29 protein-coding genes are annotated in these 24,878 nt (G+C 55.2%); 26 read left to right on the top strand and 3 right to left on the bottom strand.

Annotated elements, in window-relative coordinates:
- Positions 1-5: 5 nt before the first annotated feature.
- The 3 genes from galU (at position 6) to ACFWUB_RS03080 (ending at position 3,333) form a co-directional block, all read left to right on the top strand.
- On the top strand, positions 6-881 hold the full coding sequence (gene galU, locus ACFWUB_RS03090; RefSeq protein ID WP_292108371.1) for a UTP--glucose-1-phosphate uridylyltransferase GalU: 876 nt from the start codon (positions 6-8) through the stop codon (positions 879-881).
- A 366-nt stretch (positions 882-1,247) separates the two neighbouring features.
- Entirely contained in the window at positions 1,248-2,363 is a 1,116-nt protein-coding gene (locus ACFWUB_RS03085) for an RNA-guided endonuclease TnpB family protein (RefSeq protein ID WP_416184206.1), read from the top strand.
- A gap of 544 nt (positions 2,364-2,907) precedes the next feature.
- A complete protein-coding gene (locus ACFWUB_RS03080) occupies positions 2,908-3,333 on the top strand; it encodes a SoxR reducing system RseC family protein (protein ID WP_292282035.1) in 426 nt (141 codons plus the stop codon).
- 218 nt (positions 3,334-3,551) lie between these two features.
- Here the strand turns inward: ACFWUB_RS03080 and ACFWUB_RS03075 are convergent, their stop codons facing one another.
- On the bottom strand, positions 3,552-4,574 hold the full coding sequence (locus ACFWUB_RS03075) for a hypothetical protein (RefSeq protein ID WP_239639698.1): 1,023 nt from the start codon (positions 4,572-4,574) through the stop codon (positions 3,552-3,554).
- 150 nt (positions 4,575-4,724) lie between these two features.
- On the opposite strand from ACFWUB_RS03075, the gene ACFWUB_RS03070 reads away from it, so the two are divergent.
- The 7 genes from ACFWUB_RS03070 (at position 4,725) to ACFWUB_RS03040 (ending at position 8,918) form a co-directional block, all read left to right on the top strand.
- On the top strand, positions 4,725-6,377 hold the full coding sequence (locus ACFWUB_RS03070; protein WP_020311435.1) for a nucleoside kinase: 1,653 nt from the start codon (positions 4,725-4,727) through the stop codon (positions 6,375-6,377).
- 49 nt (positions 6,378-6,426) lie between these two features.
- The gene (locus tag ACFWUB_RS03065) at positions 6,427-6,933 is read left to right on the top strand and encodes a YceD family protein (RefSeq protein WP_370856757.1); all 507 of its coding nucleotides are present in this window, start codon (positions 6,427-6,429) and stop codon (positions 6,931-6,933) included.
- Between the two features lie 36 nt (positions 6,934-6,969).
- Complete coding sequence (gene rpmF / locus ACFWUB_RS03060) at positions 6,970-7,155, top strand: 50S ribosomal protein L32 (RefSeq protein WP_014016180.1); 186 nt, start codon at positions 6,970-6,972, stop codon at positions 7,153-7,155.
- Between the two features lie 349 nt (positions 7,156-7,504).
- Entirely contained in the window at positions 7,505-7,720 is a 216-nt protein-coding gene (locus ACFWUB_RS03055; RefSeq protein ID WP_020311273.1) for a hypothetical protein, read from the top strand.
- On the top strand, positions 7,717-8,136 hold the full coding sequence (locus tag ACFWUB_RS03050; protein WP_020311274.1) for a cupin domain-containing protein: 420 nt from the start codon (positions 7,717-7,719) through the stop codon (positions 8,134-8,136). Before ACFWUB_RS03055 ends, ACFWUB_RS03050 begins: the two co-directional genes overlap by 4 nt.
- On the top strand, positions 8,120-8,254 hold the full coding sequence (locus tag ACFWUB_RS03045; RefSeq protein ID WP_239639685.1) for a carboxymuconolactone decarboxylase: 135 nt from the start codon (positions 8,120-8,122) through the stop codon (positions 8,252-8,254). Before ACFWUB_RS03050 ends, ACFWUB_RS03045 begins: the two co-directional genes overlap by 17 nt.
- Before the next feature lie 37 nt (positions 8,255-8,291).
- The gene (locus ACFWUB_RS03040) at positions 8,292-8,918 is read left to right on the top strand and encodes a flavodoxin (protein ID WP_416184205.1); all 627 of its coding nucleotides are present in this window, start codon (positions 8,292-8,294) and stop codon (positions 8,916-8,918) included.
- Here ACFWUB_RS03040 and ACFWUB_RS03035 read toward each other — a convergent pair.
- Together ACFWUB_RS03035 and ACFWUB_RS03030 are read right to left on the bottom strand one after the other, a co-directional pair.
- A complete protein-coding gene (locus ACFWUB_RS03035; RefSeq protein WP_416184204.1) occupies positions 8,908-9,822 on the bottom strand; it encodes a LysR family transcriptional regulator in 915 nt (304 codons plus the stop codon). The genes ACFWUB_RS03040 and ACFWUB_RS03035 overlap by 11 nt on opposite strands.
- 5 nt (positions 9,823-9,827) lie before the next feature.
- Positions 9,828-10,727, bottom strand: a complete 900-nt coding sequence (locus ACFWUB_RS03030) for a LysR family transcriptional regulator (protein ID WP_292105995.1) — start codon at positions 10,725-10,727, stop codon at positions 9,828-9,830.
- Between the two features lie 324 nt (positions 10,728-11,051).
- Between ACFWUB_RS03030 and ACFWUB_RS03025 the strand changes: the two genes are divergently transcribed.
- The 16 genes from ACFWUB_RS03025 to yedF all read left to right on the top strand — a co-directional run bounded on the left by ACFWUB_RS03025 (position 11,052) and on the right by yedF (position 24,875).
- On the top strand, positions 11,052-11,714 hold the full coding sequence (locus ACFWUB_RS03025) for a mechanosensitive ion channel family protein (protein WP_292299187.1): 663 nt from the start codon (positions 11,052-11,054) through the stop codon (positions 11,712-11,714).
- A gap of 178 nt (positions 11,715-11,892) precedes the next feature.
- Entirely contained in the window at positions 11,893-13,266 is a 1,374-nt protein-coding gene (locus ACFWUB_RS03020) for an MATE family efflux transporter (protein WP_416184203.1), read from the top strand.
- Positions 13,267-13,527: 261 nt separating this feature from the next.
- A complete protein-coding gene (locus ACFWUB_RS03015) occupies positions 13,528-13,956 on the top strand; it encodes a SoxR reducing system RseC family protein (protein WP_020311281.1) in 429 nt (142 codons plus the stop codon).
- 203 nt (positions 13,957-14,159) lie between these two features.
- Complete coding sequence (locus ACFWUB_RS03010) at positions 14,160-14,630, top strand: transposase (RefSeq protein WP_292299183.1); 471 nt, start codon at positions 14,160-14,162, stop codon at positions 14,628-14,630.
- 411 nt (positions 14,631-15,041) lie between these two features.
- Positions 15,042-15,542 carry a crossover junction endodeoxyribonuclease RuvC gene (gene ruvC / locus ACFWUB_RS03005; RefSeq protein ID WP_020311110.1) on the top strand — a complete coding sequence of 167 codons (501 nt, stop codon included), beginning with the start codon at positions 15,042-15,044 and terminating at the stop codon, positions 15,540-15,542.
- Positions 15,539-16,147, top strand: coding sequence for a Holliday junction branch migration protein RuvA (ruvA, locus tag ACFWUB_RS03000; protein WP_020311111.1), 609 nt, complete (start codon positions 15,539-15,541; stop codon positions 16,145-16,147). The genes ruvC and ruvA overlap by 4 nt, the downstream gene beginning before the upstream one ends.
- A 3-nt stretch (positions 16,148-16,150) precedes the next feature.
- Positions 16,151-17,155: a Holliday junction branch migration DNA helicase RuvB gene (gene ruvB / locus ACFWUB_RS02995; protein WP_020311112.1), complete on the top strand. Its 1,005-nt coding sequence runs from the start codon at positions 16,151-16,153 to the stop codon at positions 17,153-17,155.
- A gap of 11 nt (positions 17,156-17,166) precedes the next feature.
- Positions 17,167-17,382, top strand: coding sequence for a DUF2905 domain-containing protein (locus ACFWUB_RS02990; RefSeq protein WP_020311113.1), 216 nt, complete (start codon positions 17,167-17,169; stop codon positions 17,380-17,382).
- Positions 17,383-17,393: 11 nt separating this feature from the next.
- Positions 17,394-18,734: a SpoIID/LytB domain-containing protein gene (locus ACFWUB_RS02985; protein WP_301877465.1), complete on the top strand. Its 1,341-nt coding sequence runs from the start codon at positions 17,394-17,396 to the stop codon at positions 18,732-18,734.
- 21 nt (positions 18,735-18,755) lie between these two features.
- The gene (gene queA, locus ACFWUB_RS02980; RefSeq protein ID WP_020311115.1) at positions 18,756-19,775 is read left to right on the top strand and encodes a tRNA preQ1(34) S-adenosylmethionine ribosyltransferase-isomerase QueA; all 1,020 of its coding nucleotides are present in this window, start codon (positions 18,756-18,758) and stop codon (positions 19,773-19,775) included.
- Between the two features lie 15 nt (positions 19,776-19,790).
- Positions 19,791-20,897, top strand: coding sequence for a tRNA guanosine(34) transglycosylase Tgt (tgt, locus tag ACFWUB_RS02975; RefSeq protein WP_020311116.1), 1,107 nt, complete (start codon positions 19,791-19,793; stop codon positions 20,895-20,897).
- A 45-nt stretch (positions 20,898-20,942) separates the two neighbouring features.
- On the top strand, positions 20,943-21,356 hold the full coding sequence (yajC, locus tag ACFWUB_RS02970; RefSeq protein WP_416184202.1) for a preprotein translocase subunit YajC: 414 nt from the start codon (positions 20,943-20,945) through the stop codon (positions 21,354-21,356).
- Positions 21,346-21,912: a 5-formyltetrahydrofolate cyclo-ligase gene (locus ACFWUB_RS02965; RefSeq protein WP_020311118.1), complete on the top strand. Its 567-nt coding sequence runs from the start codon at positions 21,346-21,348 to the stop codon at positions 21,910-21,912. The genes yajC and ACFWUB_RS02965 overlap by 11 nt, the downstream gene beginning before the upstream one ends.
- A gap of 51 nt (positions 21,913-21,963) precedes the next feature.
- Positions 21,964-23,199 carry a protein translocase subunit SecD gene (secD, locus tag ACFWUB_RS02960; protein ID WP_416184201.1) on the top strand — a complete coding sequence of 412 codons (1,236 nt, stop codon included), beginning with the start codon at positions 21,964-21,966 and terminating at the stop codon, positions 23,197-23,199.
- Positions 23,196-24,125: a protein translocase subunit SecF gene (secF, locus tag ACFWUB_RS02955; RefSeq protein WP_416184200.1), complete on the top strand. Its 930-nt coding sequence runs from the start codon at positions 23,196-23,198 to the stop codon at positions 24,123-24,125. The genes secD and secF overlap by 4 nt, the downstream gene beginning before the upstream one ends.
- A 165-nt stretch (positions 24,126-24,290) precedes the next feature.
- Entirely contained in the window at positions 24,291-24,875 is a 585-nt protein-coding gene (yedF, locus tag ACFWUB_RS02950; protein WP_416184199.1) for a sulfurtransferase-like selenium metabolism protein YedF, read from the top strand.
- The last annotated feature ends 3 nt before the right edge of the window (positions 24,876-24,878 follow it).

Raw genomic sequence — 24,878 nt, 5'->3', positions numbered from 1 at the left:
TCGTTGTGAAAAAAATCCGTAAAGCCGTCATCCCGGCGGCCGGGTTCGGCACCCGTTTCCTGCCGGCGACGAAGGCGACACCGAAAGAAATGCTGCCTATCGTCGATAAACCGACCATCCAGTATATCGTCGAAGAAGCCCTGCAGAGCGGCATCGAAGAAATCCTCATCATCAGCGGCCATGCCAAACGGGCCATTGAAGACCATTTCGATACCAATCCGGGCCTGGAACTGCACCTGGAAGAAAGCCATAAGATGGGGCTTCTGAACATGGTCCGCAGTATCTCTGAAATCAATATCCACTACATCCGGCAGAAACACATGCGGGGCTTGGGCGACGCCATTCTCTGCGCCCAGTCCTTCATTGCCGATGAACCCTTTGCCATCCTCCTCGGCGACGACGTCGTCTACAATGAAACCAATCCGGCCCTGCGCCAGATGATCGACTTGTACAACGACCTCGATGCGACCATCCTGGGCTGTCAGGAAGTGCCTTTAGAAAAAGTGTCGTCTTACGGCATCGTCCAGGGGACACCTGTCGAAGGGAAGGACATCCTGAAAGTCAACCGCGTCGTCGAAAAGCCGGCCATCGAAGAAGCACCGAGCCGGACGGCCGTCCTGGGCCGCTATATCGTCACGCCGGACATCTTTGAAATCCTGGCCCATACCCAGCCGGGCAAGGGCGGGGAAATCCAGCTCACCGACGCCTTGCAGACCATGGCCAGCCGCGAAGCCGTCTATGCCTACTGCTTTGAAGGCAAACGCTACGACGTAGGCGATAAACTGGGCTTCCTCAAAGCCAACGTCGAATACGCCCTGCGCCGCCCGGACCTGGCCGCCCCGTTCCGCCAGTTCCTGAAGGAAGTTGTTCGTGGTTCGTAGGGGCCGTCCTGAAGCCTTTCCAGCCCATCGGGTGCCGACCAACGGAAGGCGCAAGATGGTTGCTGGAACGGACAGCAGAGGCTAGGCGGCCCGCGTGAATCCTGTGTAATAACGTTATAGCTCGTGACTCGTAGGGGCCGTCCCAACGGGCGGACCGCGTGAATTTTTTGTATGACGTTATCGTTTGTAGTGGGTGGCTAAAAATTTAACCTGATTCTGCAAGAAGTCTCCCGCCTCTTTAGGCGGTGAGATGAATTGCAGGTTTTTCTGAGGGCTCGATGCCATCAGAAAAACAATGGCTTCACAAGTTGATTTGCAGTATAATCAGTAGTAAGAGTGAAAGGATTTGGAAAGTCAAGGCAGGTGATGATAGTGAATAAGGCATACCGATACAGAATCTATCCGACAACGGAACAGAAAATTACGTTTGCCAAGACCTTTGGGTGTGTCCGATTCATCTACAACAAGATGCTGAGTGACCGCATTGACTATTATAAGGAAACCGGCCAAAAGCTGAATAACACGCCTGCGCAGTACAAGGAAGAATTCCCTTGGTTAAAGGAAGTAGATAGTTTAGCCCTTGCTAATGCCCAAATGAACCTGAATAAGGCCTACAGCCACTTTTGGAATGACAGCCAGCATTTCGGCAAGCCGCGCTTCAAGTCAAAGAAAAATTGTCGTGCTTCGTATTCTACGAACAACCAGAAAGGCTCTGTCCGAATCGAGGGCCATAAGGTGAAACTGCCGAAAGTCGGCTGGGTGAAACTATGCCAGCATCGTCCCTTGCCGGAGAACAGTATCATAAAGACCGTGACCATCAGCAAGACGCCATCCGGAAAGTACTATATCAGTATGCTGGTGGAGTATGAAAACCAAATACTCCCTGTCATACCGAAGACCTTCCTGGGCCTGGATTTTGCGATGCACGGCTTGTATGTGGCTTCCGATGAGGATGAGGCTAAGTATCCCGATTTCCTGCGAAAGGCAGAGAAGAGATTGGCTAAGGCACAGCGGAAGCTATCCCAAAAGCAGAAAGAAAGTCATAACAGAGAAAAACAAAGGCTGCGTGTAGCTATTCTCCATGAGAAAGTGGCCAATCAACGGCAGGATTTCCTGCATAAGAAGGCTCGCTACCTTGCAGACCGCTATGATGTCATTGGCATTGAGGATATTAGCGTCAAAGCGATGGCAAAGCGGAAAAAGGGTGGCAAGTTCAGTTTTGGCAAATCCGTAGCTGACAATGGCTGGAATCTGTTCACGAACATGCTGGAATATAAGTTGGCTTGGCAAGGCAAACAGCTTATCAAGATAGACAAGTGGTATCCAAGCAGCCAACTGTGCCATGTTTGCGGATATCAGAACCACGAAACCAAGGACTTATCTGTAAGGGAATGGGATTGCCCGAAATGTGGCAGTCACCATAATCGCGATAAGAACGCTGCCATAAATATTCGGGAAGAAGCCAGGCGGATATCTGCCTGACGTAATCCATAAAATACCGTGGGGCGCACGGGAATCTACGCCTGTGGAGAGAGTGTAAGCCGCCGCAACTCTTTGGAGTCAGTAGCGCTGTTCTCGTTGAAGCAGGAAGCTCCCGCCTCTCTAGGCGGGAGTACGTTCACAACCAACAGCTGACTGCTAAAAAAGGGCCGTTGCACGAAGGCTTTTGCCATCATGCAAGGCTCTTTTCTCTTTAAAGCTTGTAGTACGGAGTTTGTAGGTATATGTGAGATACTTGTGAACTGGATGATTTGCGTGAGCGGGCGCCCCACGTGGGCGCCCCTACAGAAAAAAGGCGCTGTCTTCATGGGACAGCGCCTTTTTTTACGACGACTATAAACTACACGAAAATAGAATGATTGAAGGAATAGGCGTATGCCATAAGGCTAGTAGGGGCGACCCGTGGGGCGCCCGCTATGGAATAAAGGGGGAATCTCCTGATGGTGCTATGTTTGAAACTACACGAAAATAGTATTGATTGAATGAAAAGGCCATGCTATAATAGGCACAGAAAGAAGGGATTCCTATGAAAATTGAAGAAGGTACGATTATTTCTATAAAAGAAAAAGGCACGGCCGAAATCAAGGTCGGCCGCCATTCCGACTGCATCGCCTGCGGCGCCTGCGAAGGGGCTGAAAACATCGTCGTCACGGCTGTCGACCCGTTAGGCGTCAAAGTCGGCCAGCACGTCAAATTCGAATTCCGCGATGTCAACATCGTCATCGGCGCTTTCATCTGTTTCGTCATGCCCCTCTTGGTCTGTGCCGCCGGCGCCTTTGCCGGTCATTTCCTGGCCCTGGCCCAGGGCTTCGATACAGTCCAGACGGCTGTCATCGGCGGCATCATCGGCTTCCTCATCGGCGCCGTCGGCGTCAAACTCTTCGACCGTTCCCTGTCGAAAGCCGAAAATTCCAAACCGAAGATCATCGAAATCTGTTCAGGCGGGAATTAGTGTATAAAGGCTTTGTTTGTAGGGGTCGCCGCGTGGGCGACCCGTTAGGGATTTGGACGATTCTTCTAGCAAACTGGTTGGGTAATAAAATCGTACATATCACAGAGCGGGCGCCCCACGTGGCGACCCTACAGTAAATTTAAAGCCATCCGCTAACCACTAACAGCTAACCACTAGCCACTAAAAAGGGCTTGTCGCACATGCGACAGGCCCTTTTCTTATTTTTCCGGCAACGTGTCGGCCAATGCCAATTCTGTGCCGTCTTTGAGGGTGATGGCCGTGAGGTGGAGTTCGCTGGTCATGCCGTCCAGGGTCTGCGAACGGATGAGGCTGTACTGTGACGGGATGAGGGGATTGAGCAGGAACTGGCTCTCATGGGTCCGTTTTTCCGCCGATGTCGACAGGCGCAGGGGCGACGTATAGAGGACGGCTTTATCGCTGTCCCGGCGCAGGGTGTAGACGGCTTTGACAGAAGCGATGTCATTGCGGTCCTTGCGGAAGACCGGCGTATAGCTCAGGCGCAGGAAGGTGCGGCCCTGGCCGGTGACGATTTTGGAAGAGACGTCGCGGACAGTCATGATGGCGTCGATTTTTTGCTGGACCGGCTTGTTGTAGGCTGCCAATTCTTTCTTCATGACATCGCGCAAGTCGTTGAGGAAGGCTTCCGGGTCGGCCAGGCCCGTGATCATCCAGGTCTGGGACGGCGTCTGTTCCAGCGTGACCGTACAGGGGACGGTCGCGCCCAGGCGGTCGTTGTACAAGTAGAGCTTCACTGTATTGTCATGGCTCCAGTCGGCGCCGTCGAGGTGCCAGCCCGCCAGGGGGACGGCCAGGCCGGCACTCTTCAAGGTGCGCTGCAGGTTATCGGCCGTCTTCTGATATTCGTCATTGTCCGTACTCCCGGCCAGCGTCCAGTTCAGGTAGAGGTCGGCTGTGGTGATGAAAGAAGCCCGCAACGGCGAGCGGATGATATTCAGCAAAAAGAATTCATCCGTACTGTCCGACGTATGGGACACGAGGGCATCGAAGAACTGGCCGCTCAGGGCCCCTTCATCGACGTGGCGGCTGAAGGTCTCCATATCCCCGTCCCGGGCGGCACGGATGACCTGGGAGACGGCATAATCGGGCGTTTTCATATAGACGTGCTGATATGACGCAATCCCTGCTAGGATACAGCCCATGAGGACGACCAGGGCCAGGAAGACTTTGCCATCCCATAAGGTAAGCACTCTTTTTCTCATAGATTATCCTTCCTTACTACACGAAATCCTATTTTTCTTATTATACCACAGTCTGCGTTAGGCGTTCAGCCTTTCGGCGCATCTGCCGCAGGCTGCAAAAATATGGTATAATGAATATGCTATTACCGAAAGAAAAGGAGCGTGATTCCTGTGATTACTTTACACGATGTGAAATCAGGGAATTCCTATGAAGTCAAGGAAGGAGTGACGCTGCAGCAGGTCTGTGAACAGTATTGCCAGCACGACGACATGCCCATTGCAGCGGCCTTATACAATAACGAATGTGTCGGCCTCCAGACCAAGGTCGGCCAGAGCGGCGACGTAGACTGGCTGCCCATCAATACCATGGAAGGCAATCAGTGCATCATCCGCACGGCCATCTTCCTCCTGGTCCGCGCCGTCAGCGACCTCTATCCCGACGGCAAGGTCCTGGTCAAGCATGCCCTGCGCAAGGCCTTGTACTGCGAACTGGAAATCGGCCACACCGTCACCGTCCACGACGTGGACATCATCAAGAAGCGCATGCACGAAATCGTCGAACAAGATGAACCCATTTCCCAGGTCATCGCCAGCGCCGAAACGGCTATGGAAATGTGCCGCAACCGCCATATGATGCGGGAAGCGGAACTCCTGCGCCACGTCGACGTCACCCATATCATGGCCTATCAGTGCGGCCAGACCTTTGACTACTATATGGGGCCTCTCCTGCCCAGCATGGGCTATGTGACCTGCTTCAACCTGCGGTCCTATGCGCCCGGCGTCATCCTGGAAACGCCGACCGTCGACAATCCCAATGAATTGCCGGAATACAAGGAAATCCCCAAGATGGCCCGCCTCTTCCTGGATGCTGAAGAATGGGGGCGCATCGTCCGCTGCGAATACGTCTATGACTTGAATCATTACATCGAGAACGGGACCATACAGGATATGGTCGACATGGCCGAAGCCCTGCAGGAAAAGAAGCTGGGCCAGCTGGCCGACTATATCGTCAGCCGCCGGCCGAAGGTCAAGGTCGTCCTCATCGCCGGCCCGTCGTCGGCAGGCAAGACGACGTTCTGCAAGCGCCTGACGACGCAGCTCCGCGTCAACGGCCTGCGGCCTATCGGCATTTCCTTGGACGATTACTTCTATAACCGCGAAGATACGCCGAAGAATCCCGACGGCAGCTATGACTTCGAGTCCCTGCGGGCTATCGACGTACCGCTCTTCAACCAGCAGATCGATGACCTCAACCAGGGCAAGGAAGTCCACCTGGCCCGCTTCGATTTCGTCACAGGCCACCGCCATTTCGACGACAAGCCGACAGTCCTGGAAAAAGGCCAGCCCATCGTCGTCGAAGGCCTCCACGCCTTGAACGATTCCCTGACCTACATGCTGCCGCGCTATGAAAAGGTCAAGATTTCCCTGGGCGTCCTGACGCAGATACGCATTAACGACCACAACCGCATTTCCACGTCGGATACGCGCATCATCCGCCGCATGGTCCGGGACCAGCAGTTCCGCGACCGCGGGCCCATGGCGACCATGGATATCTGGACTGACGTCCGCCGCGGCGAAGAAAAGAACATCTATCCCTATCAGGAAGATGCCGATACGATTTTCAACACGGCTTTGCCTTATGAACTGTCTGTCCTCAAGCCCTATGCCGAACCGCTCCTGGAATCTATCGACAAGGGCAGCGTCCATTACGCCGAAGCCCGGCGGCTCCTGCGGTTCCTCAAGCCCTTCAAGGGCATCGACTCGTCCGTCGTACCGCCCAATTCGCTGTTGCGGGAATTCATCGGGCCAGACCGGAAAAAATGATTGACAAAGCCCAAGTAGATAGATATAATAGTATAGTCGAGGTAGAAATATGAAACTACAAGTCGAAGAAGCACTAAAAGAAGCCGGGAAGTCTTTCCCCTTTTCTTTTGAATGTCCGGCTGCCGAGCTAGGTGAAGTGGAGGACCTTCCTTGGAAGGACGCCACAGTAGTTGTGGATGGGGCTTATTGGTTCGATGGTAACCACATGGTGGTACAGGGAACCATACAGACCTCTGGCAAATACACCTGCAGCCGCTGCCTGTCACCGGTATCGGTGGATCGGAAGGAAACACTGTCTGAAGTCTATGGTACGGAAGCAGAGCTTCCCGAGGACGTATTGCCCTATAATGGGGAGTACATCGATTTGACGGAGACAATTAGAGAAACGTTGATCCTCAGCGAGCCAATGAGGGTTTTGTGCCGGCCAGACTGCAAAGGACTCTGTCCGCAGTGCGGTGCAAACCTGAACGACGGACCCTGTAGTTGTCCTACCGACAAGATTGACCCAAGACTCGAAGGCCTGGCTCAATTGTTGCGATCCAAAGAAAAGCGCTAGAAATAACGTACCATGTGATTTAAGGAGGTGCAGAACATGGCAGTACCGAAGAACAGATTATCCCAGACTCGTCAGAAGATGCGTCGCGCAAACTGGAAATTGACCGCACCGGGCTACGTAGAATGCCCGCAGTGCCACGAAGCAATGATGCCTCATCATGTATGCCCGACTTGCGGCTACTATAAAGGCAAACAGGTTGTCAACAACACAACAGCTGAATAAGAGTTGTACATAAAAAAGAGATATCGCTTAGGCGATAGCTCTTTTTTGAGTACTAAGTTTGCAGTTTTTAGTGAATGTTTTTTAATTTAAAGCCATCATCTACAAACTACAAACTCCGTACTACAAACTATAGAGCCAAAGGAATCTCGCATGATGGCATAAACCTTCGTGGAGGAGCCACTAGCCCCTAGCCACGAGCCACAAGCCACGAGCCACGCGGGCCGCCCTTTGGGACGGCCCCTACATTGCCATACGAAAAACACATATCCAGACATGAAATATAAGCGTTTTACATTCCCCTGGCCGTCTGTTAAGATAAAGGCGTAGTAAGCAAGGAGAGAGGAGGTCGATGATGGAAGGGAAGGTTTGGCAGAATTTGATCGATGCCGGTTGTTCGGCGGCTTTTATCGAACAGTATGAGGCCCTGCCCGAGGAAGAGCAGTTGTCGTGCCTGCAGCGCCATCGCCGGTACTTGCTCGATGCTATTCATGACAAACAGCTTCAGCTGGACCGGCTGGATTATTTCTTATATGTGTTACGAAAAAGAGGAGACGAAAGAAAATGACTTTAGAAGAAATCAAGCAGACGAGCCCCTTTGCCATGGGCGGAGAAAACGTCGACTATGCCCAGTATTTTGATGGCACCAGTTATTTGAACATGTTGTCCCTAAAACAGGTCGTCGTCGGCAATGTCACTTTTGAACCGGCCTGCCGCAATCATTGGCACATCCACCATGCCAGCCAGGGCGGCGGTCAGATGCTGTTAGTCACGGCCGGCCGTGGCTGGTATCAGGAATGGGGGAAACCGGCCCAGGCCCTCCTCGCCGGTGATGTCGTCCACATCCCGGCCAACGTCAAGCATTGGCACGGTGCTGCCAAGGACAGTGCCTTCCAGCATCTGGCCATTGAAGTCGACGGGACTGATACGAGTACGGAATGGTGTGAAGCCGTAGCGGAGGCCGATTATGATGCCCTTCCGTAAGCACTTCTTAGCGGCCGGGCTCATGGTCCTGGCGGGAATCGGATTTCTCCCCTTTTACAGCGGCTGGCCCAAGGCCTGGGCGGCCTTCGGTTATGCCAAGGAAGTGTACGGGGAGTAAATGTCTCTATTTGAAATAATCAGGAGGTAAAAATCAGATGATGAAGAAAGTTTTAATGCTTGCCCTGAGCAGCCTCATGGTCCTGGGCCTGGCTGCCTGTGGCAATACGAACGGCGCCGATGCGTCTTCCAGCGCCTCAAAAAAGACGGATACGGCGGCCCAGGCCCCGGTCAAGGGCAATGGCAAAACGCTGGTCGTTTACTTTTCGGCCGGCGGCCATACCAAGAATGTAGCCAACTACATTGCCAAAGCGACCAACGGCGACGTCATGGAATTGAAGCCGGTCCAGGAATATACCGAAGCCGACATGGATTACAACAATAAAGACAGCCGGACTTCGCGCGAACGCGACGATGCCAGCCTGCGTGACATCCCTCTGGTCAAGGATAAGGCAGACAACTGGGAAGGCTACGATACGGTCTTTATCGGATATCCTATCTGGTGGGGGATCGCTGCCTGGCCGGTAGATACTTTCGTCAAACACAATGACTTCAGTGGCAAGACGGTCATCCCCTTTGCCACGTCGGCCAGCTCCGGCCTCGGCGACAGCGGCAGACAGCTGCAGCAGATGGCTGGTACGGGCAACTGGCTGGAAGGTAAACGCTTCCCGTCCAATGTGTCGGAAAGTACGGTCCAGCAGTGGGTCCAGAGCCTCAATCTATAGGTTCCAGCGCATCCTTTTCCTGCTTTAAAAGCTGGATGAATTGCTGCGTCCCTTTGGAGAACAGCTGAAAACGCTTCCAGGCGATGAGCAGCCTGTCCGAAAGGGGCGGGTCCAGGAGGCGGAAACAGAGGGTATCATCGTCTTCCGGGACACGGATGATCTTTTCCAGCATGATGCAGGACCCCAGCCCTTCGCGGACCATGAGGGACGCATTATAGGCCAGGTTGTACGTGGCGCTGATATGCAGGTCAGCGAAGGGCTTTTTCAGCCAGACTCGCAGCCTGTCTGCCTGATTGTCATCCTGCAGGACCTGATTGGATACGATGAGTTTTTCATCCCACAGGTCCTGCGGGGTGATTTTTTCTTTTTGCGAGAGCGGGTTATCGCGGCGCAGGAGGAGGCCCCAGCGGTCGACAGTTGGGCAGGGGAGGACTTCGTATTTATCCATATCGACGTGGCCATAGACGACAGCCATGTCGATGAGGCTCTTGTCGAGGAGTTCCATCATCTGCTGACCATCGCCGCTGGTGATATGGAAATGCAGGTGGGGATACCTGGCCTGGATGTCATGGGCGGCGTGCATGAGGAAGCGGACGCTGTCCGATTCGGCCGAGCCGATGCGGATGGTCCCGTTCAGTTCGGTGTCGTCGCTGCGCAGTTCCTCTTCCGTATGACTGGCCAGGGAGAGGATTTCTTCAGCCCGCTTTTTCAGGAATAAGCCTTCTTCGGTGAGCGTAATGCGCCGGGGGCCGCGAATCATCAGTTCTTTTCCCAGCATCTCTTCCATGTCGCGCAGCTGCCGCGACAGCGTCGGCTGGGATAGGTGCAGTGCCTCGGCAGCATGGGTGATACTTTCTTCGCGGGCGACGGTGAGGAAATAATTGAGTACCCGTAAATCTAACATCCGAATCAGTCCTTTCCTTGCCAATGGATTTCTTCTTTCAGGCCCTTCAAAAAGGCTTCGCACGCCGGTGACAGGAGTTGGTATTTTTTCCAGGCCACGAGACACGAGAAGGTGACGGCTGGTTTCAGGGGGACGAAGGCCAGGTCCGGCGTATGGAGCTGGAAGAGCTCGTCGATGCCGAGGGCACTGGTAATGCCCGTCCGGATGAGCTGGGCCGCATTGGCGATGAGGTCGAATTTTCCGACGACCTTCAAGTCTTCGGCCGTTACGCTTCCTTGCGACCACTGACGGATATCGAAGGTTGCCGTAGCAGTCCGTGACGAGACGAGCAGGGGAATCTGGCTCAGAGTGTCGGCCGTGATGGCTGGCAGCCGGGCCCAGGGCGTATCGCTGCGGGTGATGATGCCGACCCGGTTGCTTTCAGGCAGACGCAGGAATTCGTATTTTTCCGGATTGAAAGGCTCGATGAAGAGGGCGAAGTCGATGAGGCCGCGGGAGAGTTTCTCTTCGACCGTATCGGCGTTACCCGTAAAGAGTTCACACGTAATGCCCGGATGTTTCCGCTGCAGTTTGGCAAAGGTGTCGGTTAGGAAGTGCATGACTGGTGTTTCGCCGGCACCGATGCGGATACAGCCCGTCAGTTCCGGCTGGTCGTCGCTGATTTCAGCTTTCGTCTGCTGGACGAGGGACACGATTTCCTCGGCCCGCTGGCGCAGGCGGATGCCTTCTTCCGTGAGCAGTGTACTGCGGTTGGTCCGGATGAAAAGCTGCTTGCCCAATTCCTTTTCCAGATCGGCCATCTGCCGGGACAACGTCGGCTGTGTGATATGCAGCATATTGGCTGCACCGGTCATATTCTGTTCCCTGGCGACGGCCAGGAAGTATTGCAGTGTCCGTATTTCCATGGGTTTCCTCCTAGGGTATGGGTTTTCTTTAGTATACGACTTTTGAAAGGGCCTTACAACAAAGGTTTCATGCCCAAAATGACATGAAACTGTAACCGTTGCCATATGGTGGTAGTACCTTCTCCGGAGTATAATAAATCATTATTATTTTAGATTTATTGCTTCGGAGGAGGCTTTTTTTATGGAATCCATTGTGAATACTTTTTCCTATGAAATGGAATATGGCGGGCCGCACGTTCATTTCCTAGCTTTTTTTTATTCATCTTCATTGGCATTGTCATCCTGCACGGCGTCTTCCGGATCGTCATCGAAGTGCTGAGCCGCGTGACGAAAATCCCGCGCGACAGCTGGCGCAATATCTTCCGTTTCATGCCGACTCTGATGGGCATCCTTTTCATCCTCAGTTCCTATGGCATTTCCATTTCGCCGCTCCTGACAGCTCTCGGCGCCGGCGGCCTGGCATCGGCCCTGGCCTTGCAGGATACACTGGCCAACCTCTTTTCCGGCATTACGACGCTGGTATCGAAACAGGTCCACATGGGCGATTACATCCGCCTGTCCAGCGGCGAAGCCGGCCGCGTCGTCGATATGAACTGGCGTAATACGACGATTCGCACGGCGACGGGGAATATGGTCATCGTCCCCAACAAGAGCATTGCCACGGCGACGCTGACCAACGACGAACAGCCTTTGGCAGAATGTACCATTTCCATTCCCTTGACCATTACCTATGACAATGACCTGCAGCGTGTCGAAGACGTCACCCTCGGCGTGGCCCGGCACATCCTCGACCACAGTGAATACGGCGTCACCGGCTTCGAGCCCCTCGTCCGCTATGACCAGATGGGGGAATACGGCATTTCCTTCAAAGTCGTCCTGCGTATCCGCAACATCGTCGACGAAGCCGTCCTCAAGCACCAGTTCATCAAAAGCATCTATACGACCTATAAAAAAGAAAACATCCAGCTCCTCATCCGCCACGATTGACATATATAGTTTGTAGTACGGAGTTTGTAGAAGATGATTTCAAATTTTTAGCCATCCGCTAACCACTAACCACTAGCCACTAACCACTTAAAAGGGCTTATCGCATGTGCGGCAAGCTCTTTTATGCTATACTAAGGGAAGAAAGCATCCTTCACGAGAACGAGAGGTAATCATAATTATGGAAAATACACAAAATAAGGGCCGCCGCGGCATGGATATGCTGCACGGCTCTATTGCCGACAAGTTGTTCTTTTTTGCCATGCCGATCGGCCTCATGGGCTTATTTGAACAGCTCTTCAACAGTGCCGACGTCTTTATTTTGGGACGTTTTGTCGGCAAGAGCGCCATGGCTGCTGTCGGCAACAATATGCCTGTCATCGGCATCCTGGTCATGCTGCTCATGGGGATTTCCCTGGGGGCTAATGTCACCATTGCCCAGTATCTCGGTGCCCGCCGCGACGATAAAGTGGAACGGACGGTCCAGACGGCTATTTTGATGTCTTTTGGACTGGGGGCCTTGCTGGCCGTCATCGGCGAACTCATCGTCTATCCGGCCTTCTGGGTCCTGGAAGTGCCGCCAGACGTCTACGATATGGCCGAACAGTATCTGCGCATCTTCCTGCTGGGCCTGCCTTTTTTGTCGCTGTATAACTTCGAGGCGGCCATCTTCCGCAGCTGCGGCGATGGCAAGACGCCGCTGTACAGCCTGGTCGCAGCCAATATCGTCAATATCGTCCTCGACCTGCTGTCGGTCCTGGTCTTTGATTTCGGCCTGGCCGGCGTCGTCTGGGCGACGGTCATCGCCTTTGCCGTCAATTCGCTCATCCTCCTGGTCCTGCTGTGCCGGACGACGGACCGCATCCGCCTGGAACGCCATCACATGCGCTTTTCCCGGGAAGAACTGCATCACATCATCCGCATCGGCCTGCCTGCCGGCATCCAGGGCATGGTCTTTGCCTTGTCCAACGTCCTCATCCAGTCGGCCCTGAACAGCCTGGGGACGGAAGCCATGGCAGCGTCGGCTGCGGCCTTCATCATCGAAGGCAATATCTACTGTTTCGTCAACGGCTTCAGCCAGGCGACGACGACCTTCGTCGGCCAGAACTACGGCGCCCGCAACCTGCGCCGCTGCTTCCGCATCACCAAAATCGCCTTTGGCGTCGAAGCGGCGTTCCTCCTGGTCGTCACCGTGCCGGTCCTCTTCTTTTCGCCGGAACTCATCCGCCTGTTCAACGGCGACCCGAACGTCGTCGTCTTGGGGACGAAGCGCCTCTTTTACGTAGCCGGGACGTTCTACCTCAATGGCATCATCGACATCGTCTCCGGATCCCTGCGCGGCTATGGATATTCCCTGCCGCCGGCTGTCGTCGTCCTGGTCGGTATCTGCGGCGTCCGCATCACCTGGCTGTACACCGTATTTGCCGCTCACCGCGACTTCCTGGTCCTCATGGCGGCCTACCCGGCCAGCTGGCTGGTCACGGCCATTGTCCTGACCTTCGTCTACCAGTCCTGCCGCAAGCACATCGTCCGGGGCCTGCTGAGTGAGCGGTAGCCGTTAGCCACCAGCCGCCAGCTACCAGCCGCCAGCTACTAGCCTCCAGCCGCTAGCCGCTAGCCTCTAACCCCTAACTCCTAACCCCTAGCCCCTAGCCCCTAACCCCTAGCCCCTAGCCCCTAGCTACGAACCACTAACTGCTAACTCCTCAAGTGATGAGATGCAATCAGCCTACACTTGATTAATAACGTATATTATGATATAATCAAATTAACAAATAATTATTATTGATTACTAATTCGGAAGGGGGCATAAGATATGCGTTTTGGTGAAGGTTTTGTCGAAGAAATCAAGGATAATGGCTTGGCGAAAGTACGGGTCAGCCGCGATTCGCTTTATGTGGCCTGCAGTGTCTGCGCCGCAGCGGATCACGTCAAGCTTCTGGCCTATAATTCCATCGGCGCTGCCGAAGGCGACCACGTCCGCTATGAAGTCGATGACTCGCACCTCATTTCCGGTGCCTTTGTCTGCTTCATCCTGCCCGTCGCCATGCTGCTCATCACGGCCCTTTTAGGCTATCTCATCATAGGCCATACTGCCGGTGCCGTCGTCGGCGGCATCGCCGGACTCATCGTCTCGGCTCTGGCCGTCCGGAAATACGACCGCTCCCTGAGCCGCATCATCGATACCAAAGCCAACATCCTCAGCGTCATTGTCGATGAGGATGAAGAGAAGGAAGAAAACTGAACTTAACTTTGGAATGAAATCCCAATTCATGATATTATTGGTTAAACACTGGAAAACATTCCAGACTTTTTGCATTGTGAAGTCATAACTATATAGCGAAGAGATGTAGACGAAAGATGTCGATAGTTGTAATAACTATCGGCATTTTTTTTGTTTATCACAGTTTCTAGCTCTGTCAGTTAGCGAAGAAACGCCATTTCCGGATGCAGGACATCCTCCGCAAGACAGCCCGTTACATTGTTAATTTCTGCATTGACCATCAGATAGGGACCCTTGTTTGCGGTTATAATCGAGATTTCAAACGAGGACTAAAACTGGGCAAAGTGACGAATCAACATTTCACCCAAATCAGCCTGAGCTATCTGCGTAGTACCTTGAAACAGCTGTGTGAACGCTATGGGATAACCTATCTGGAACAGGAAGAATCGTATACCTCTCAGGCCAGCTGCCTGGATTTGGACGACATTCCCGTATACCAGCCGGATGCCCCCTATACAGGAACGTTCAGCGGGAAACGAGTCCAGCGCGGCCTGTACCGTTTCGCCAACGGCAGGACGGCTAATGCCGACATCAACGGCGCCGCCAACATACTCCGTAAAAGTAAGCAGAACTTCGATTTCGAGGGACTGTGTAAGGGGCTTTTGGACAGCCCTTTGAGAATAAGGCTATCCTGATTTCAGGAGGGAACTTAAACAGCAGTCTTCTCAAGAATCTCCCGCTTCTATAAGCGGGAGAGGTTCAATACGATTCTCGTGCTGGCAGGGTATTTGAAAATCGTATCCCACCGGCGAGCCGCCTGAGCCCTGGACGGACGACGTCGTATCTGATGACGACCATGGAAAACCCGCCGTCAGATTGATGAAAAGGGCTATGAAACCGATTTCAAGGACCGGGGCATTACGAAAGTCCTGAAATACGGTATCGCCTTTTACGGGAAACAGGTCGTCTTAGTGTAAAAATTGAGTCAAAAGAGGTCGAAGCCCAAGGGAAAATCTTTGTGCAACGGCCTCTTTCATGATATAATGAACGTTAGTCTATTTATTTCTATTTTATGGTATGTATGGAAGACAAGGGAGGCAGTGAAGATGCGGGCAATGGGAATCGATCCGGGGACGGCTATCTGCGGTTTTGGTGTCATCGACGCCGACGGCAGCCGTCTGAAACCGGTGACTTATGGGACCATCCAGACGACGCCGGACCATACCGATGCCGAACGGCTGGTCATGCTCTTTGACGGCCTCAATGAACTCTATCGGAAATATAAGCCCGACGTCATCGGCGTCGAGCAGCTCTTTTTTAACCGCAACGTCACGACGGCCATTACCGTCGGCCAGGCGCGGGGCATCATCCTCCTGACGGCCCAGCAGGCGGGCATCCCTATCCTGGAATTTTCACCGCTCCAGGTCAAGCAGGGTGTCACCGGCTACGGCCGGGCGACGAAGGAACAGGTCATCGACATGACCATGCGCCTTCTCGGCATCCGCCAGAAAATCAAGCCCGACGATGCGGCCGACGGCCTGGCCATGGCCATTTACGCGATTTATTCCAGTCATTCTATGAGTCTGAAAAGGGAGGTGCAGTTATGATCGGTTATCTGAAAGGCGTGATCAGCCACATCTTCGTCAATTCCTGTTTCATCGACGTCCACGGCGTCGGCTACCGGACCTATGCACCGGCTTCGACGCTGGACACGCTCTGTGTCGGCCAGGAAGCCATGCTCTATACTTATATGAGCGTCCGCGAAGACGCCATCGTCTTGTATGGCTTTGCCACGCAGGATGAATACGATTTGTTCATGCTCCTCATCGGCGTCAACGGCGTCGGACCCAAAGTGGCCCTGGGCATCCTCAGCGCCGGCACGGCCGACAGTTTCCGCCTGGCCGTCCATCAGAAGGACATCAAGGGCCTGACCAAGATGCCCGGTATCGGCAAGAAAACGGCTGAACGCATCGTCCTGGAATTGCAGGATAAAATCGGTCCCGTCGCCAGTGAAGACGCCGGGGCTGCGGACCTGGGCGGTTCGGCCGCGCCGGGCCTGTCGGGCATCCTGGCAGAAACGCTGGCAGCCCTGACCAGTCTCGGCTACAGCGAACAGGAAGTCCTGCCCGTCGCCGAATCGCACCTGGCCGGCTGTACGACAGTGGAACAACTGCTGAAAGAGACGCTGAAGGCCTTGGGGAGTGGGAGGTAAGCCATGGAAGAAAATCGCATCATCGAGACGACAGACCTGCCGGGCGATTCCTGGCAGTATAGCCTGCGTCCTCATTATTTACGCGAATATATTGGTCAGGATAAGGTCAAAGACAATCTGGAAGTTTTCATCAAGGCGGCCAAACTGCGCAAGGAAGCCCTGGACCACGTCCTCTTGTACGGCCCGCCGGGCCTGGGCAAGACGACCATGGCCGGCATCATCGCCAACGAACTGGGCGTCAACCTGCGCATCACGTCGGGGCCGGCCATCGAACGGCCTGGCGACCTGGCCGCCCTCCTGACGAATCTTCAGGAACGGGACCTGTTGTTCATCGACGAAATCCACCGCCTGTCGCACAGTGTCGAAGAAGTCCTCTATGCGGCCATGGAAGACTATGCTCTGGATATCGTCATCGGCAAGGGCCCCAGTGCCCGGTCGGTGCGCATCGACCTGCCGCCGTTCACCCTGGTCGGGGCGACGACCCAGGTCGGCCGCCTGGCACCGCCTCTGCGCGACCGCTTCGGCGTCATCTGCCGCCTGGAATTCTATAAACCGGAGGACCTGGTCCTCATCATCAAGCGGACGGCAGATATCCTCGACATGGCCATCGATGACGACGGCGCCTTGGAAATCGCCCGCCGCTCGCGGGGGACACCACGTATTGCCAACCGCCTCCTGAAGCGCGTCCGCGACTTCGCCCAGGTCGCCGAAGCCGCGACGATTACGGCGTCCCTGGCCAACGATGCCCTGAACCGGCTGGAAGTCGATTCGTGCGGCCTCGACCGGACGGACCGCCGGGTCCTGCAGGTCATCATCGATAAATTCGGCGGCGGTCCCGTCGGCCTCGACACCATTGCCGCCGCCATCAGTGAATCCGTCGATGCCGTCGAAGACGTGTACGAACCGTTCCTGATGCAGCAGGGCTTTTTGAACCGCACGCCCCGGGGCCGCGTCGTCACCGACGCCGCTTACCGCCATCTGGGCCTGCCTGCGCCATCAGAAGGATAGGAGGGACGATTATGGCGAAATTACTCATCCTTACGGGTCTCTTTTTCATCGTCGCCGGCCTTTTATGGATGGCCGGTGATTCCCTGGGACTGGGGAATTTCCTGGGCCATCTGCCTGGCGATATTTCCTTTACCAAAGGTAACACGTCCTTCCATTTTCCCATCGTGACCTGCCTCATCATCAGTGCAGTCCTTACGATTGTCCTCAATCTCTTCTTTCGCCTGTGAGGAGGATTTTTATGTATAAAAAAAAGATAGCCCGCCTGGCCTTATGCACGGCCCTCTGTGCCCTGGTGACGACGAGTGTCTTTGCGTCGCCGACCAAGGCCAAGGCCAAAAGCCATCCCCGCCAGCCCGTCAAAGCGGTGCGGCAGACGGCCAAGGCGCCGGCTGGATATACACATAAACAAGCCGTCCACGATAGCGCTACCCTGCGCATCGGCATCCGCGAAGGCCGGGGCAGTGTGGCCGTCACCGGGCCGCAGGGTCTGGGCGTCTATCGCGGCGACATGCTCTGGAAGAAAGCGGCGGCCAACGTGCCCGTCACCATTGCCCTGTCGGGGACGAACCTGACCGTCAACGGCGACATCAGTACCGTACCGGTCCAGGTCCGGTCCCTGGTCCACGGCGGCTCCGTCAAGATCACTGACGGCTACGCCTACCGCGGCGCCCTGGAAATGATGAAATCTCCCGGCCGCTGGGGCCTGACCGTCGTCAACGTCCTGCCGGTGGAACAGTATCTCTACGGCGTCGTCGGCAAGGAAATGTCGCCGTCGTGGAGCGAAGAGGCCCTGAAGGCCCAGGCCGTCGCCGCCCGGACCTATGCCATTGCCCATAAGAGCCGCTTCAGCCAGCGCGGCTTCGACCTTACCGACGATACGTCGAGCCAGGTCTATGCCGGCATCAATGGCGAATCGCCGTCGATCATCAAGGCCGTCAATGCGACAAAAGGGGAGATAATCACTTATCAGGGCCGGCCTATCGACGCCTTTTTCTGCTCCACTGCCGGCGGTTGGACGGAAAACAGTGAAAATGTCTGGGGCTCCCATATCCCGTATCTGCGCGGTGTCAGCGATGCCAGCGATGAGATGCCGGGTTATCGCTGGGCTGTGACGACGACGCCGGAACAGATGGCGGCCAAACTGAGTGCTGCCGGCAAGGGCGTCGGCCGCATCCAGGCCATCGAGTTGTCGCCCCTGGCCAAGCGGCCCATGACGACGGCCGACCGCGGCGTTTCCGGCCGGGTCCAGTCCATGGTCGTCAAGGGGACGAAGGGCAGCGTCACCGTCAAGGGTTCGGCCTTCCAGTCCATCTTTGGCCTGCGCAGTACGCTCTTCGATTTTTACAGCGGCCGCGGTACGGCGCCGGATCCCGATTCCGGAGCTGTCGCCCGCAAGGCCGATTTCAAGGTCAAAGCCGGCCAGCCCGTGACGATTTACGGTTTCGGCTGGGGCCACGGCCTGGGCATGAGCCAGTACGGCGCCTATCAGATGGCGCGCAGCCATGCCAGTGAAAAGGATTATTACCGCAACATCCTGACCCATTACTATACGGGGACGAAGATTGAAAAATTATATTAAGCTAAAAAGAGGAAGATTATTTTGAAACTGACAGATTTTTACTACGATTTACCGAAAGAACTCATTGCCCAGCATCCGGCCGAACCGCGGGACCACGCCCGCCTCATGCTCTATGACCGTCAGACCGGCGCCGTGGAACACAAGTATTTCTACGACCTCGTCGACGAACTGCACCCAGGCGACGTCCTGGTCTTCAACGATTCCCGCGTCATCCCGGCCCGGCTCCACGGCAAACGGGTGCCGACTGGCGGCAAGGTCGAAGTCCTGCTCTTGACGCCTGTCGGCGACGACCGCTGGGAAGTCCTGGTCAAACCGGGCAAGAAGGCCCTGCCGGGGACGACCATCGAGTTTCCCGAAGGCCTGACGGGGACCGTCGAAGACCGGACCGATTTCGGCGGCCGTATCATCAAGTTCGCCTACCAGGGCAATTTCGACGACATCATCGACAAGATCGGTGAAATGCCGCTCCCGCCGTATATCCACGAAAAGATGGAAGACCCCAATGAATACCAGACGGTCTATGCCAACGAACGCGGCAGCGCAGCGGCTCCGACGGCAGGCCTGCACTTTACGGAAGAGCTGCTCCAGAAGATCCGCGATAAAGGCGTAGAAGAAGTCTTCGTCACTCTCCACGTCGGCCTGGGGACGTTCCGGCCGGTCGAAGAAGAAAACATCGAAGACCACCAGATGCACAGTGAATTCTACAGCATCACGCCCGAAGCGGCGGCCAAGATCAACAAGGCCAAGGCCGAAGGCCGCCGGGTCATCGCCGTCGGCACGACGAGCATCCGCACTCTGGAAAGCGCCGGCACGACAGGGACCCTGCAGGCCGGTTCGGGCTGGACGAATATCTTCATCTATCCGGGCTTCACCTTCCACATCGTCGATGCCCTGGTCACTAATTTCCATCTTCCCGAATCGACGCTGCTCATGCTCATCAGCGCCTTGTCGACGCGGGAAAAAATCTTGAAAGCCTATGAAATCGCCGTCCAGGAAAAATACCGTTTCTTCAGTTTCGGCGACGCCATGTTCATTCACTAAGGGAGGAAAAGCTATATGGTCATTACCTACGAACAGCAGGCCGAATGTGACGGCGCCCGCGCCGGGATACTGCGCACGCCGCACGGCACCTTCAAGACGCCCATGTTCATGCCTGTCGGCACGCAGGCGACGGTCAAGACGCTGACGCCGGAAGAACTCTACGATATGGGCGCCCAGGTCATTCTCAGCAATACGTACCACTTGTTCCTGCGGCCCGGCCACGACCTGGTCCAGGAAGCGGGGGGCCTGCATAAATTCATGAACTGGAAACAGGCCATCCTGACCGACAGCGGCGGCTTCCAGGTCTTCAGCCTGGGCCAGATGCGCAAGATCACCGAAGAAGGCGTCACCTTCCGGTCCCACCTGGACGGGTCGAAGAAATTCCTGTCGCCGGAAGTTTCCATGGATATCCAGATGGCCCTCGATTCGGACATCGCCATGGCCTTCGACGAATGTATCCCTTACCCGTCGGACTATGAATACACCCAGATGTCGACGGAACGGACCAGCCGCTGGGCTGCGCGCTGCCTGGACCACCATCACAGCGATACGCAGGGCCTGTTCGGCATCGTCCAGGGCGGCATGTACAAGGACCTGCGCAAGCAGAGCTGCCAGGACCTGGTCGACATGGATTTCGACGGCTATGGCATTGGCGGCTTGAGTGTTGGCGAATCTAAGGATATAATGTATGATATATTAGAGCATACGACACCGTACCTGCCGAAGGATAAAGCCCGCTATCTCATGGGCGTCGGCACGCCGGACTGCCTGCTCGAAGGCGTCGCCCGCGGCGTCGATATGTTTGACTGCGTCTTCCCGACGCGCGTTGCCCGCAACGGCATGGCCATGACCCATACGGGCCGCCTGACCGTGCGCAACGCCAAGTATGCCCACGACTTCCATCCCATTGAAGAAGGCTGTCAGTGTTATACGTGCCGCAATTATTCGCGCGCCTATATCCGGCATCTCTTCAAGGCCGAGGAACTCCTGGCATACCGCCTGGTCAGCATCCACAACCTGTACTTCCTGCTGCAGTTCATGCGGGATATGCGCCAGTCCATCTTCGACGGCACGTTCCGCCAGTTCCGCCAGGATTTCTGGAAACGTTATCAAGACGCGTAAGCGCTTGCATATAGACTATTTTTTTATTTCACGGAGGTGTAAGACATGGATATTATGGAACAGCTCAATGCTTTTTGGCCCATTATCCTCATGGTCGTCATTTTCTACTTTCTCTTATGGCGTCCGCAGAAGAAACAGCAGAAAAAACGGCAGGAAATGCTGGAAAGCTTGAAGCCCGGTGCTAAGATCGTCACCGTCGGCGGTGTCATGGGGAATATCGTTTCCCTGCACGACGATTACCTCGTCGTCCGCATTGCTGACCGCGTCGAAATCAAAGTCACCCGCGCTGCTGTAGCCCAGGTCCTGGGCAAGGCCGAAGGCAAGAAAGCAGCCAAAAAAGCGGAAAAGGCTGAAAAAGCTGCCGAAAAAGCCGCTGTAACCAAAGCAGAAGCTCCGGCTGAAGCCAAGAGCGAAGCCGTTGGTGAAACGAAGGAAGCCGAAGCCAAAGATGGCCAGTAAAAAAGAACTGCGCAAAGCCATGAATGCCCGCCTCCACGGGCTGACGGCGGAAGAAAAGGCAGCGGCCAGTGCCGCTGTCTGCGCCCGTCTGGCCGCCCTGCCGCAGTATCGGCAGGCCAGCAGTATCATGGCTTTTCTCCATATGCCCGACGAAGTCAGCCTCGATGCCCTGATCAAGGACGCCCTGGCTGCCGGCAAGGAAGTCTACGTCCCTGTCTGCGTCGATAAACAGCATATCGAAGGGCGGCGCCTGTATACGCTGGAACAGGCTGTCTGCGGCGCCTACGGCATCCGGACGGCACCGCCGGACAATCCGCGCATCGAAGCCGATGAGCTCGATGTCATTTTCGTGCCCGGCCTGGCTTTTGACGCCAAGGGCCACCGACTGGGCCATGGGGCGTCCTATTATGACCGCTTCCTGGCCGGAAAGGGCGGAGCAGCCGCGATTGCTGCGGCCTGGGATGTCCAGATCATCCCCGACGTGCCCGTCGAAGCCCATGACGTCATCATGACCGATATCGTCACGGACAAACAGCATCTCATTATCCATCCATAAAAAACTATTGAAGATTACCCAGAGGGGGGAGTATTGTTGCGGACTCGTAACATGATAAAATTTTTCGGGGCAGTCATCATCATCCTGGCCGCCTTTGTTACCTTGATTTATCCGCTTGCCAACTCCATCAAACAGGGCCTGGACTTACAGGGCGGTACGCATATCGTCTTGGAAGCCGAAGATACGCCGGACGCTCCGGTCACGGAAGACTCCTTGAGCCGTGCCGTCACCATCGTCGAACGCCGTATCAATGAAATGGGCCTGACCGAACCGCTTGTCCAGAAGGAAGGCGCCCGCCGTATCATCGTCGAGCTGCCCGGTGAAAAGAATCCGGAAAAAGCCATCGAGACAATCGGGAAAACGGCTGTCATGGAGTTCAAGGATGAAAGCGGCACGACCCGTATGACCGGGAATGATCTGAAGACTGCCAAAGAACAGATTGACCAGGGCCATAAGAATGTCGTCGCCATTGAATTTACCGACGAAGGGGCGAAGAAGTTCGCCGACCTGACGGCGTCCAATGTAGGCCATAAAATCGGCATCTACCTCGACGGTGAATTGCTCACCAATCCGGTCGTCAACGAACCGATTACCGGCGGTAAAGCTGTCATCACCGGCAGCCAGACTCTGGAAGACGCCAAGAACCTGGCTATCCTCCTGCGTTCCGGTGCCCTGCCTGTCAAATTGAAAGTCATGGAAGTCCGCACCATCGGCCCGAGCCTGGGCCTCGACTCCAAGATCAAAAGTGAAAAGGCCTTTGCCATCGGCATCGTCCTGATCATGATCTTCTTGATCGTCATTTACCGTATGTCCGGCGTCGTAGCCAACGTCGCCTTGCTGGTCTACGTCCTCATCCTGCTGGGCATCCTGAAATACCTCGACGCGACGCTGACCCTGCCGGGTATTGCCGGTATCATCTTGTCCATGGGCTTCGCCGTCGATGCCAACATCCTTATCTTTGAACGGTTCAAGGAAGAAGTCCTCATCGGCAAGAGCCTGAGGACGTCCATGGAAGCCGGGTTCCGCCGGGCCTTCAATACCATCCTCGATGCCAACGTGTCGGTCATGATCGCCGCCATCGTCCTCATCGTCATGGGCAGCGGCACGGTCAAAGGCTTTGCCGTCAACCTGGCCTTGGGCCTTGTGGTCAGCATGTTCACGGCCATCGTCGTCAGCCGGTCCCTGCTCACGTGGTTCATCAATACAGGCCTCATCACCAATCCCTGGTTCTACGGCCTGAACCGCAAACCGCCTGAACATATGTTGAAAAAGGGGGGACAGAAATGAGTTTTGATATTGTCAAACATCGCGTATGGTGGTTCACCTTATCGTCTGTCCTCGTCATTGCCAGTTTGATATCCATCTTTGTCAATGGCTTCAACTTCGGCATCGACTATACGGGCGGCACCATCCTCGATATGCAGTTCAATAAAGCCGTCACCGTTTCGGAAGTCCGCCAGGTCATCGACAATGCCGACATGGATCTGGGCAACACGGTCATCCAGCTGACGGGCGTCACCGACCAGGATTCGTCGACTGACGTCATGCTGCGCATGCGCAACCTGTCCAGTGACGAAAGCAAGGCCGTCTCAGATAAACTGAGCGATTCTTTAGGTGGCGCTGAAATCAAGCGGACCGAATCGGTCGGCGCCGTCATCGGCTCGGAAGTCACGAAAAATGCCATTACCAGCCTGGCCGTAGCCTTTATCGCCCTGGCTGCGTACATTTCCTTCCGCTTTGAATATAAGATTGCCATTTCGGCCTTAGTGTCGATCCTGCACGACTTGATCATGGTCCTGGGCTTCTTCTCGTTCTTCCATCTGGAAATCGACGCGTCCTTCCTGGCGGCCATCCTGACGGTCGTCGGCTACTCCATGAACGAAGCCGTCGTCATCTTCGACCGCGTCCGTGAAAACACGCGGACCCACCGCCGGACGGACTCGTATGAAAAACTGGCCCATGACAGTATCGCCCAGAGTATCCATCGCAGTATCTATACCCTGACGACAGTACTCTTCGCCTGCGGTGCCCTGCACTTCTTTGGCGGCGATTCGACGAAGAACTTCTCCCTGGTCATGCTCATCGGCTTCATCAGCGGGGCTTATTCGTCCATCTGCGTTGATACGTCCCTGTGGGTCGTATGGAAGAACCATACCTCTCATAAACGCGGCCCGAAAGCCATAGAAACCGAACCGGCAGAAACAGAAGAATAGCATAAAAAGGAGCTGTCGCATGTACGACAGCCCTTTTTAAGTGGTTAGCAGTTAGTGGATGGTTTTAATATTGTGGGGGCCGTCCCAAAGGGCGGCCCGCCACGAACCACGAGCCACGAGCCACGAGCCACGAACCCCTAACTCTTAAAACAAGGAGGAATCACGATGTTTAAGATCAATGCTTTGGGCAAAGCCTGCCCGCTCCCGGTCATTGAAGCCCACAAGGCTTTGAAGGACCACGATGCTGTCGAAATCATTGTCGACAACGAAATCGCTACGGAAAACCTAAAGAATTTATCCCAGGAAATGAACTGCTCCTATACGATGAGCCAGGAATCGGATACGCATTACACGGTCCGCCTGGTCAAGGAAGGGGCCGATGTCAGCGAAGACGAAGGGCCGGTCACGTCGGGCTCGGACTACACGGTCGTCATCAATGCACCTGTCATGGGCGTCGGCGACGACCAGCTGGGCAAGAACCTGCTCAAGACCTTCATCTACACCCTGACCGAACAGGATGTCCTGCCGAAACGGGTCATCTTCTACAACGGCGGTGTCCCCTTGGTCACGGAAGGTTCGGAATCGCTGGAAGATTTGAAGAACCTCGAAGCCCAGGGCGTCGAAATCTACGCCTGCGGAGCCTGCCTCAACTACTATGGCCTGACCGACAAGGTCGCCGTCGGCTCCATTACCAACATGTTCCGTATCGTCGAAATGATGCGCACGGCCAACCGCATCGTCAAACCATAGGCC

This window comes from Megasphaera sp. (genome assembly GCF_047831605.1).
Taxonomy (GTDB): domain Bacteria; phylum Bacillota; class Negativicutes; order Veillonellales; family Megasphaeraceae; genus Megasphaera; species Megasphaera intestinihominis.
The sequence above is the reverse complement of the archived record's forward strand: the minus strand, read 5'-3'. Positions and strand labels throughout refer to the sequence as shown.

Excerpts from the sequence above, each read along its gene's own strand:
- secD (WP_416184201.1), top strand. The coding sequence starts at position 21,964 with ATGATAAAATTTTTCGGGGCAGTCATCATCATCCTGGCCGCCTTTGTT.
- ACFWUB_RS03015 (WP_020311281.1), top strand. The coding sequence starts at position 13,528 with ATGCGTTTTGGTGAAGGTTTTGTCGAAGAAATCAAGGATAATGGCTTG.
- ACFWUB_RS02965 (WP_020311118.1), top strand. The coding sequence starts at position 21,346 with ATGGCCAGTAAAAAAGAACTGCGCAAAGCCATGAATGCCCGCCTCCAC.
- ACFWUB_RS03045 (WP_239639685.1), top strand. The coding sequence starts at position 8,120 with ATGATGCCCTTCCGTAAGCACTTCTTAGCGGCCGGGCTCATGGTCCTG.
- ruvA (WP_020311111.1), top strand. The coding sequence starts at position 15,539 with ATGATCGGTTATCTGAAAGGCGTGATCAGCCACATCTTCGTCAATTCC.
- secF (WP_416184200.1), top strand. The coding sequence starts at position 23,196 with ATGAGTTTTGATATTGTCAAACATCGCGTATGGTGGTTCACCTTATCG.
- ruvC (WP_020311110.1), top strand. The coding sequence starts at position 15,042 with ATGCGGGCAATGGGAATCGATCCGGGGACGGCTATCTGCGGTTTTGGT.
- ACFWUB_RS03085 (WP_416184206.1), top strand. The coding sequence starts at position 1,248 with ATGATAGTGAATAAGGCATACCGATACAGAATCTATCCGACAACGGAA.
- ACFWUB_RS03080 (WP_292282035.1), top strand. The coding sequence starts at position 2,908 with ATGAAAATTGAAGAAGGTACGATTATTTCTATAAAAGAAAAAGGCACG.
- ACFWUB_RS03010 (WP_292299183.1), top strand. The coding sequence starts at position 14,160 with ATGCAGGACATCCTCCGCAAGACAGCCCGTTACATTGTTAATTTCTGC.
- tgt (WP_020311116.1), top strand. The coding sequence starts at position 19,791 with ATGGTCATTACCTACGAACAGCAGGCCGAATGTGACGGCGCCCGCGCC.
- ACFWUB_RS03030 (WP_292105995.1), bottom strand. The coding sequence starts at position 10,727 with ATGGAAATACGGACACTGCAATACTTCCTGGCCGTCGCCAGGGAACAG.
- ACFWUB_RS03065 (WP_370856757.1), top strand. The coding sequence starts at position 6,427 with ATGAAACTACAAGTCGAAGAAGCACTAAAAGAAGCCGGGAAGTCTTTC.
- ACFWUB_RS03035 (WP_416184204.1), bottom strand. The coding sequence starts at position 9,822 with ATGTTAGATTTACGGGTACTCAATTATTTCCTCACCGTCGCCCGCGAA.
- ACFWUB_RS02985 (WP_301877465.1), top strand. The coding sequence starts at position 17,394 with ATGTATAAAAAAAAGATAGCCCGCCTGGCCTTATGCACGGCCCTCTGT.
- yedF (WP_416184199.1), top strand. The coding sequence starts at position 24,291 with ATGTTTAAGATCAATGCTTTGGGCAAAGCCTGCCCGCTCCCGGTCATT.
- yajC (WP_416184202.1), top strand. The coding sequence starts at position 20,943 with ATGGATATTATGGAACAGCTCAATGCTTTTTGGCCCATTATCCTCATG.
- ruvB (WP_020311112.1), top strand. The coding sequence starts at position 16,151 with ATGGAAGAAAATCGCATCATCGAGACGACAGACCTGCCGGGCGATTCC.
- ACFWUB_RS03075 (WP_239639698.1), bottom strand. The coding sequence starts at position 4,574 with ATGAGAAAAAGAGTGCTTACCTTATGGGATGGCAAAGTCTTCCTGGCC.
- rpmF (WP_014016180.1), top strand. The coding sequence starts at position 6,970 with ATGGCAGTACCGAAGAACAGATTATCCCAGACTCGTCAGAAGATGCGT.
- ACFWUB_RS03050 (WP_020311274.1), top strand. The coding sequence starts at position 7,717 with ATGACTTTAGAAGAAATCAAGCAGACGAGCCCCTTTGCCATGGGCGGA.
- ACFWUB_RS03055 (WP_020311273.1), top strand. The coding sequence starts at position 7,505 with ATGATGGAAGGGAAGGTTTGGCAGAATTTGATCGATGCCGGTTGTTCG.
- ACFWUB_RS03020 (WP_416184203.1), top strand. The coding sequence starts at position 11,893 with ATGGAAAATACACAAAATAAGGGCCGCCGCGGCATGGATATGCTGCAC.
- ACFWUB_RS02990 (WP_020311113.1), top strand. The coding sequence starts at position 17,167 with ATGGCGAAATTACTCATCCTTACGGGTCTCTTTTTCATCGTCGCCGGC.
- ACFWUB_RS03040 (WP_416184205.1), top strand. The coding sequence starts at position 8,292 with ATGATGAAGAAAGTTTTAATGCTTGCCCTGAGCAGCCTCATGGTCCTG.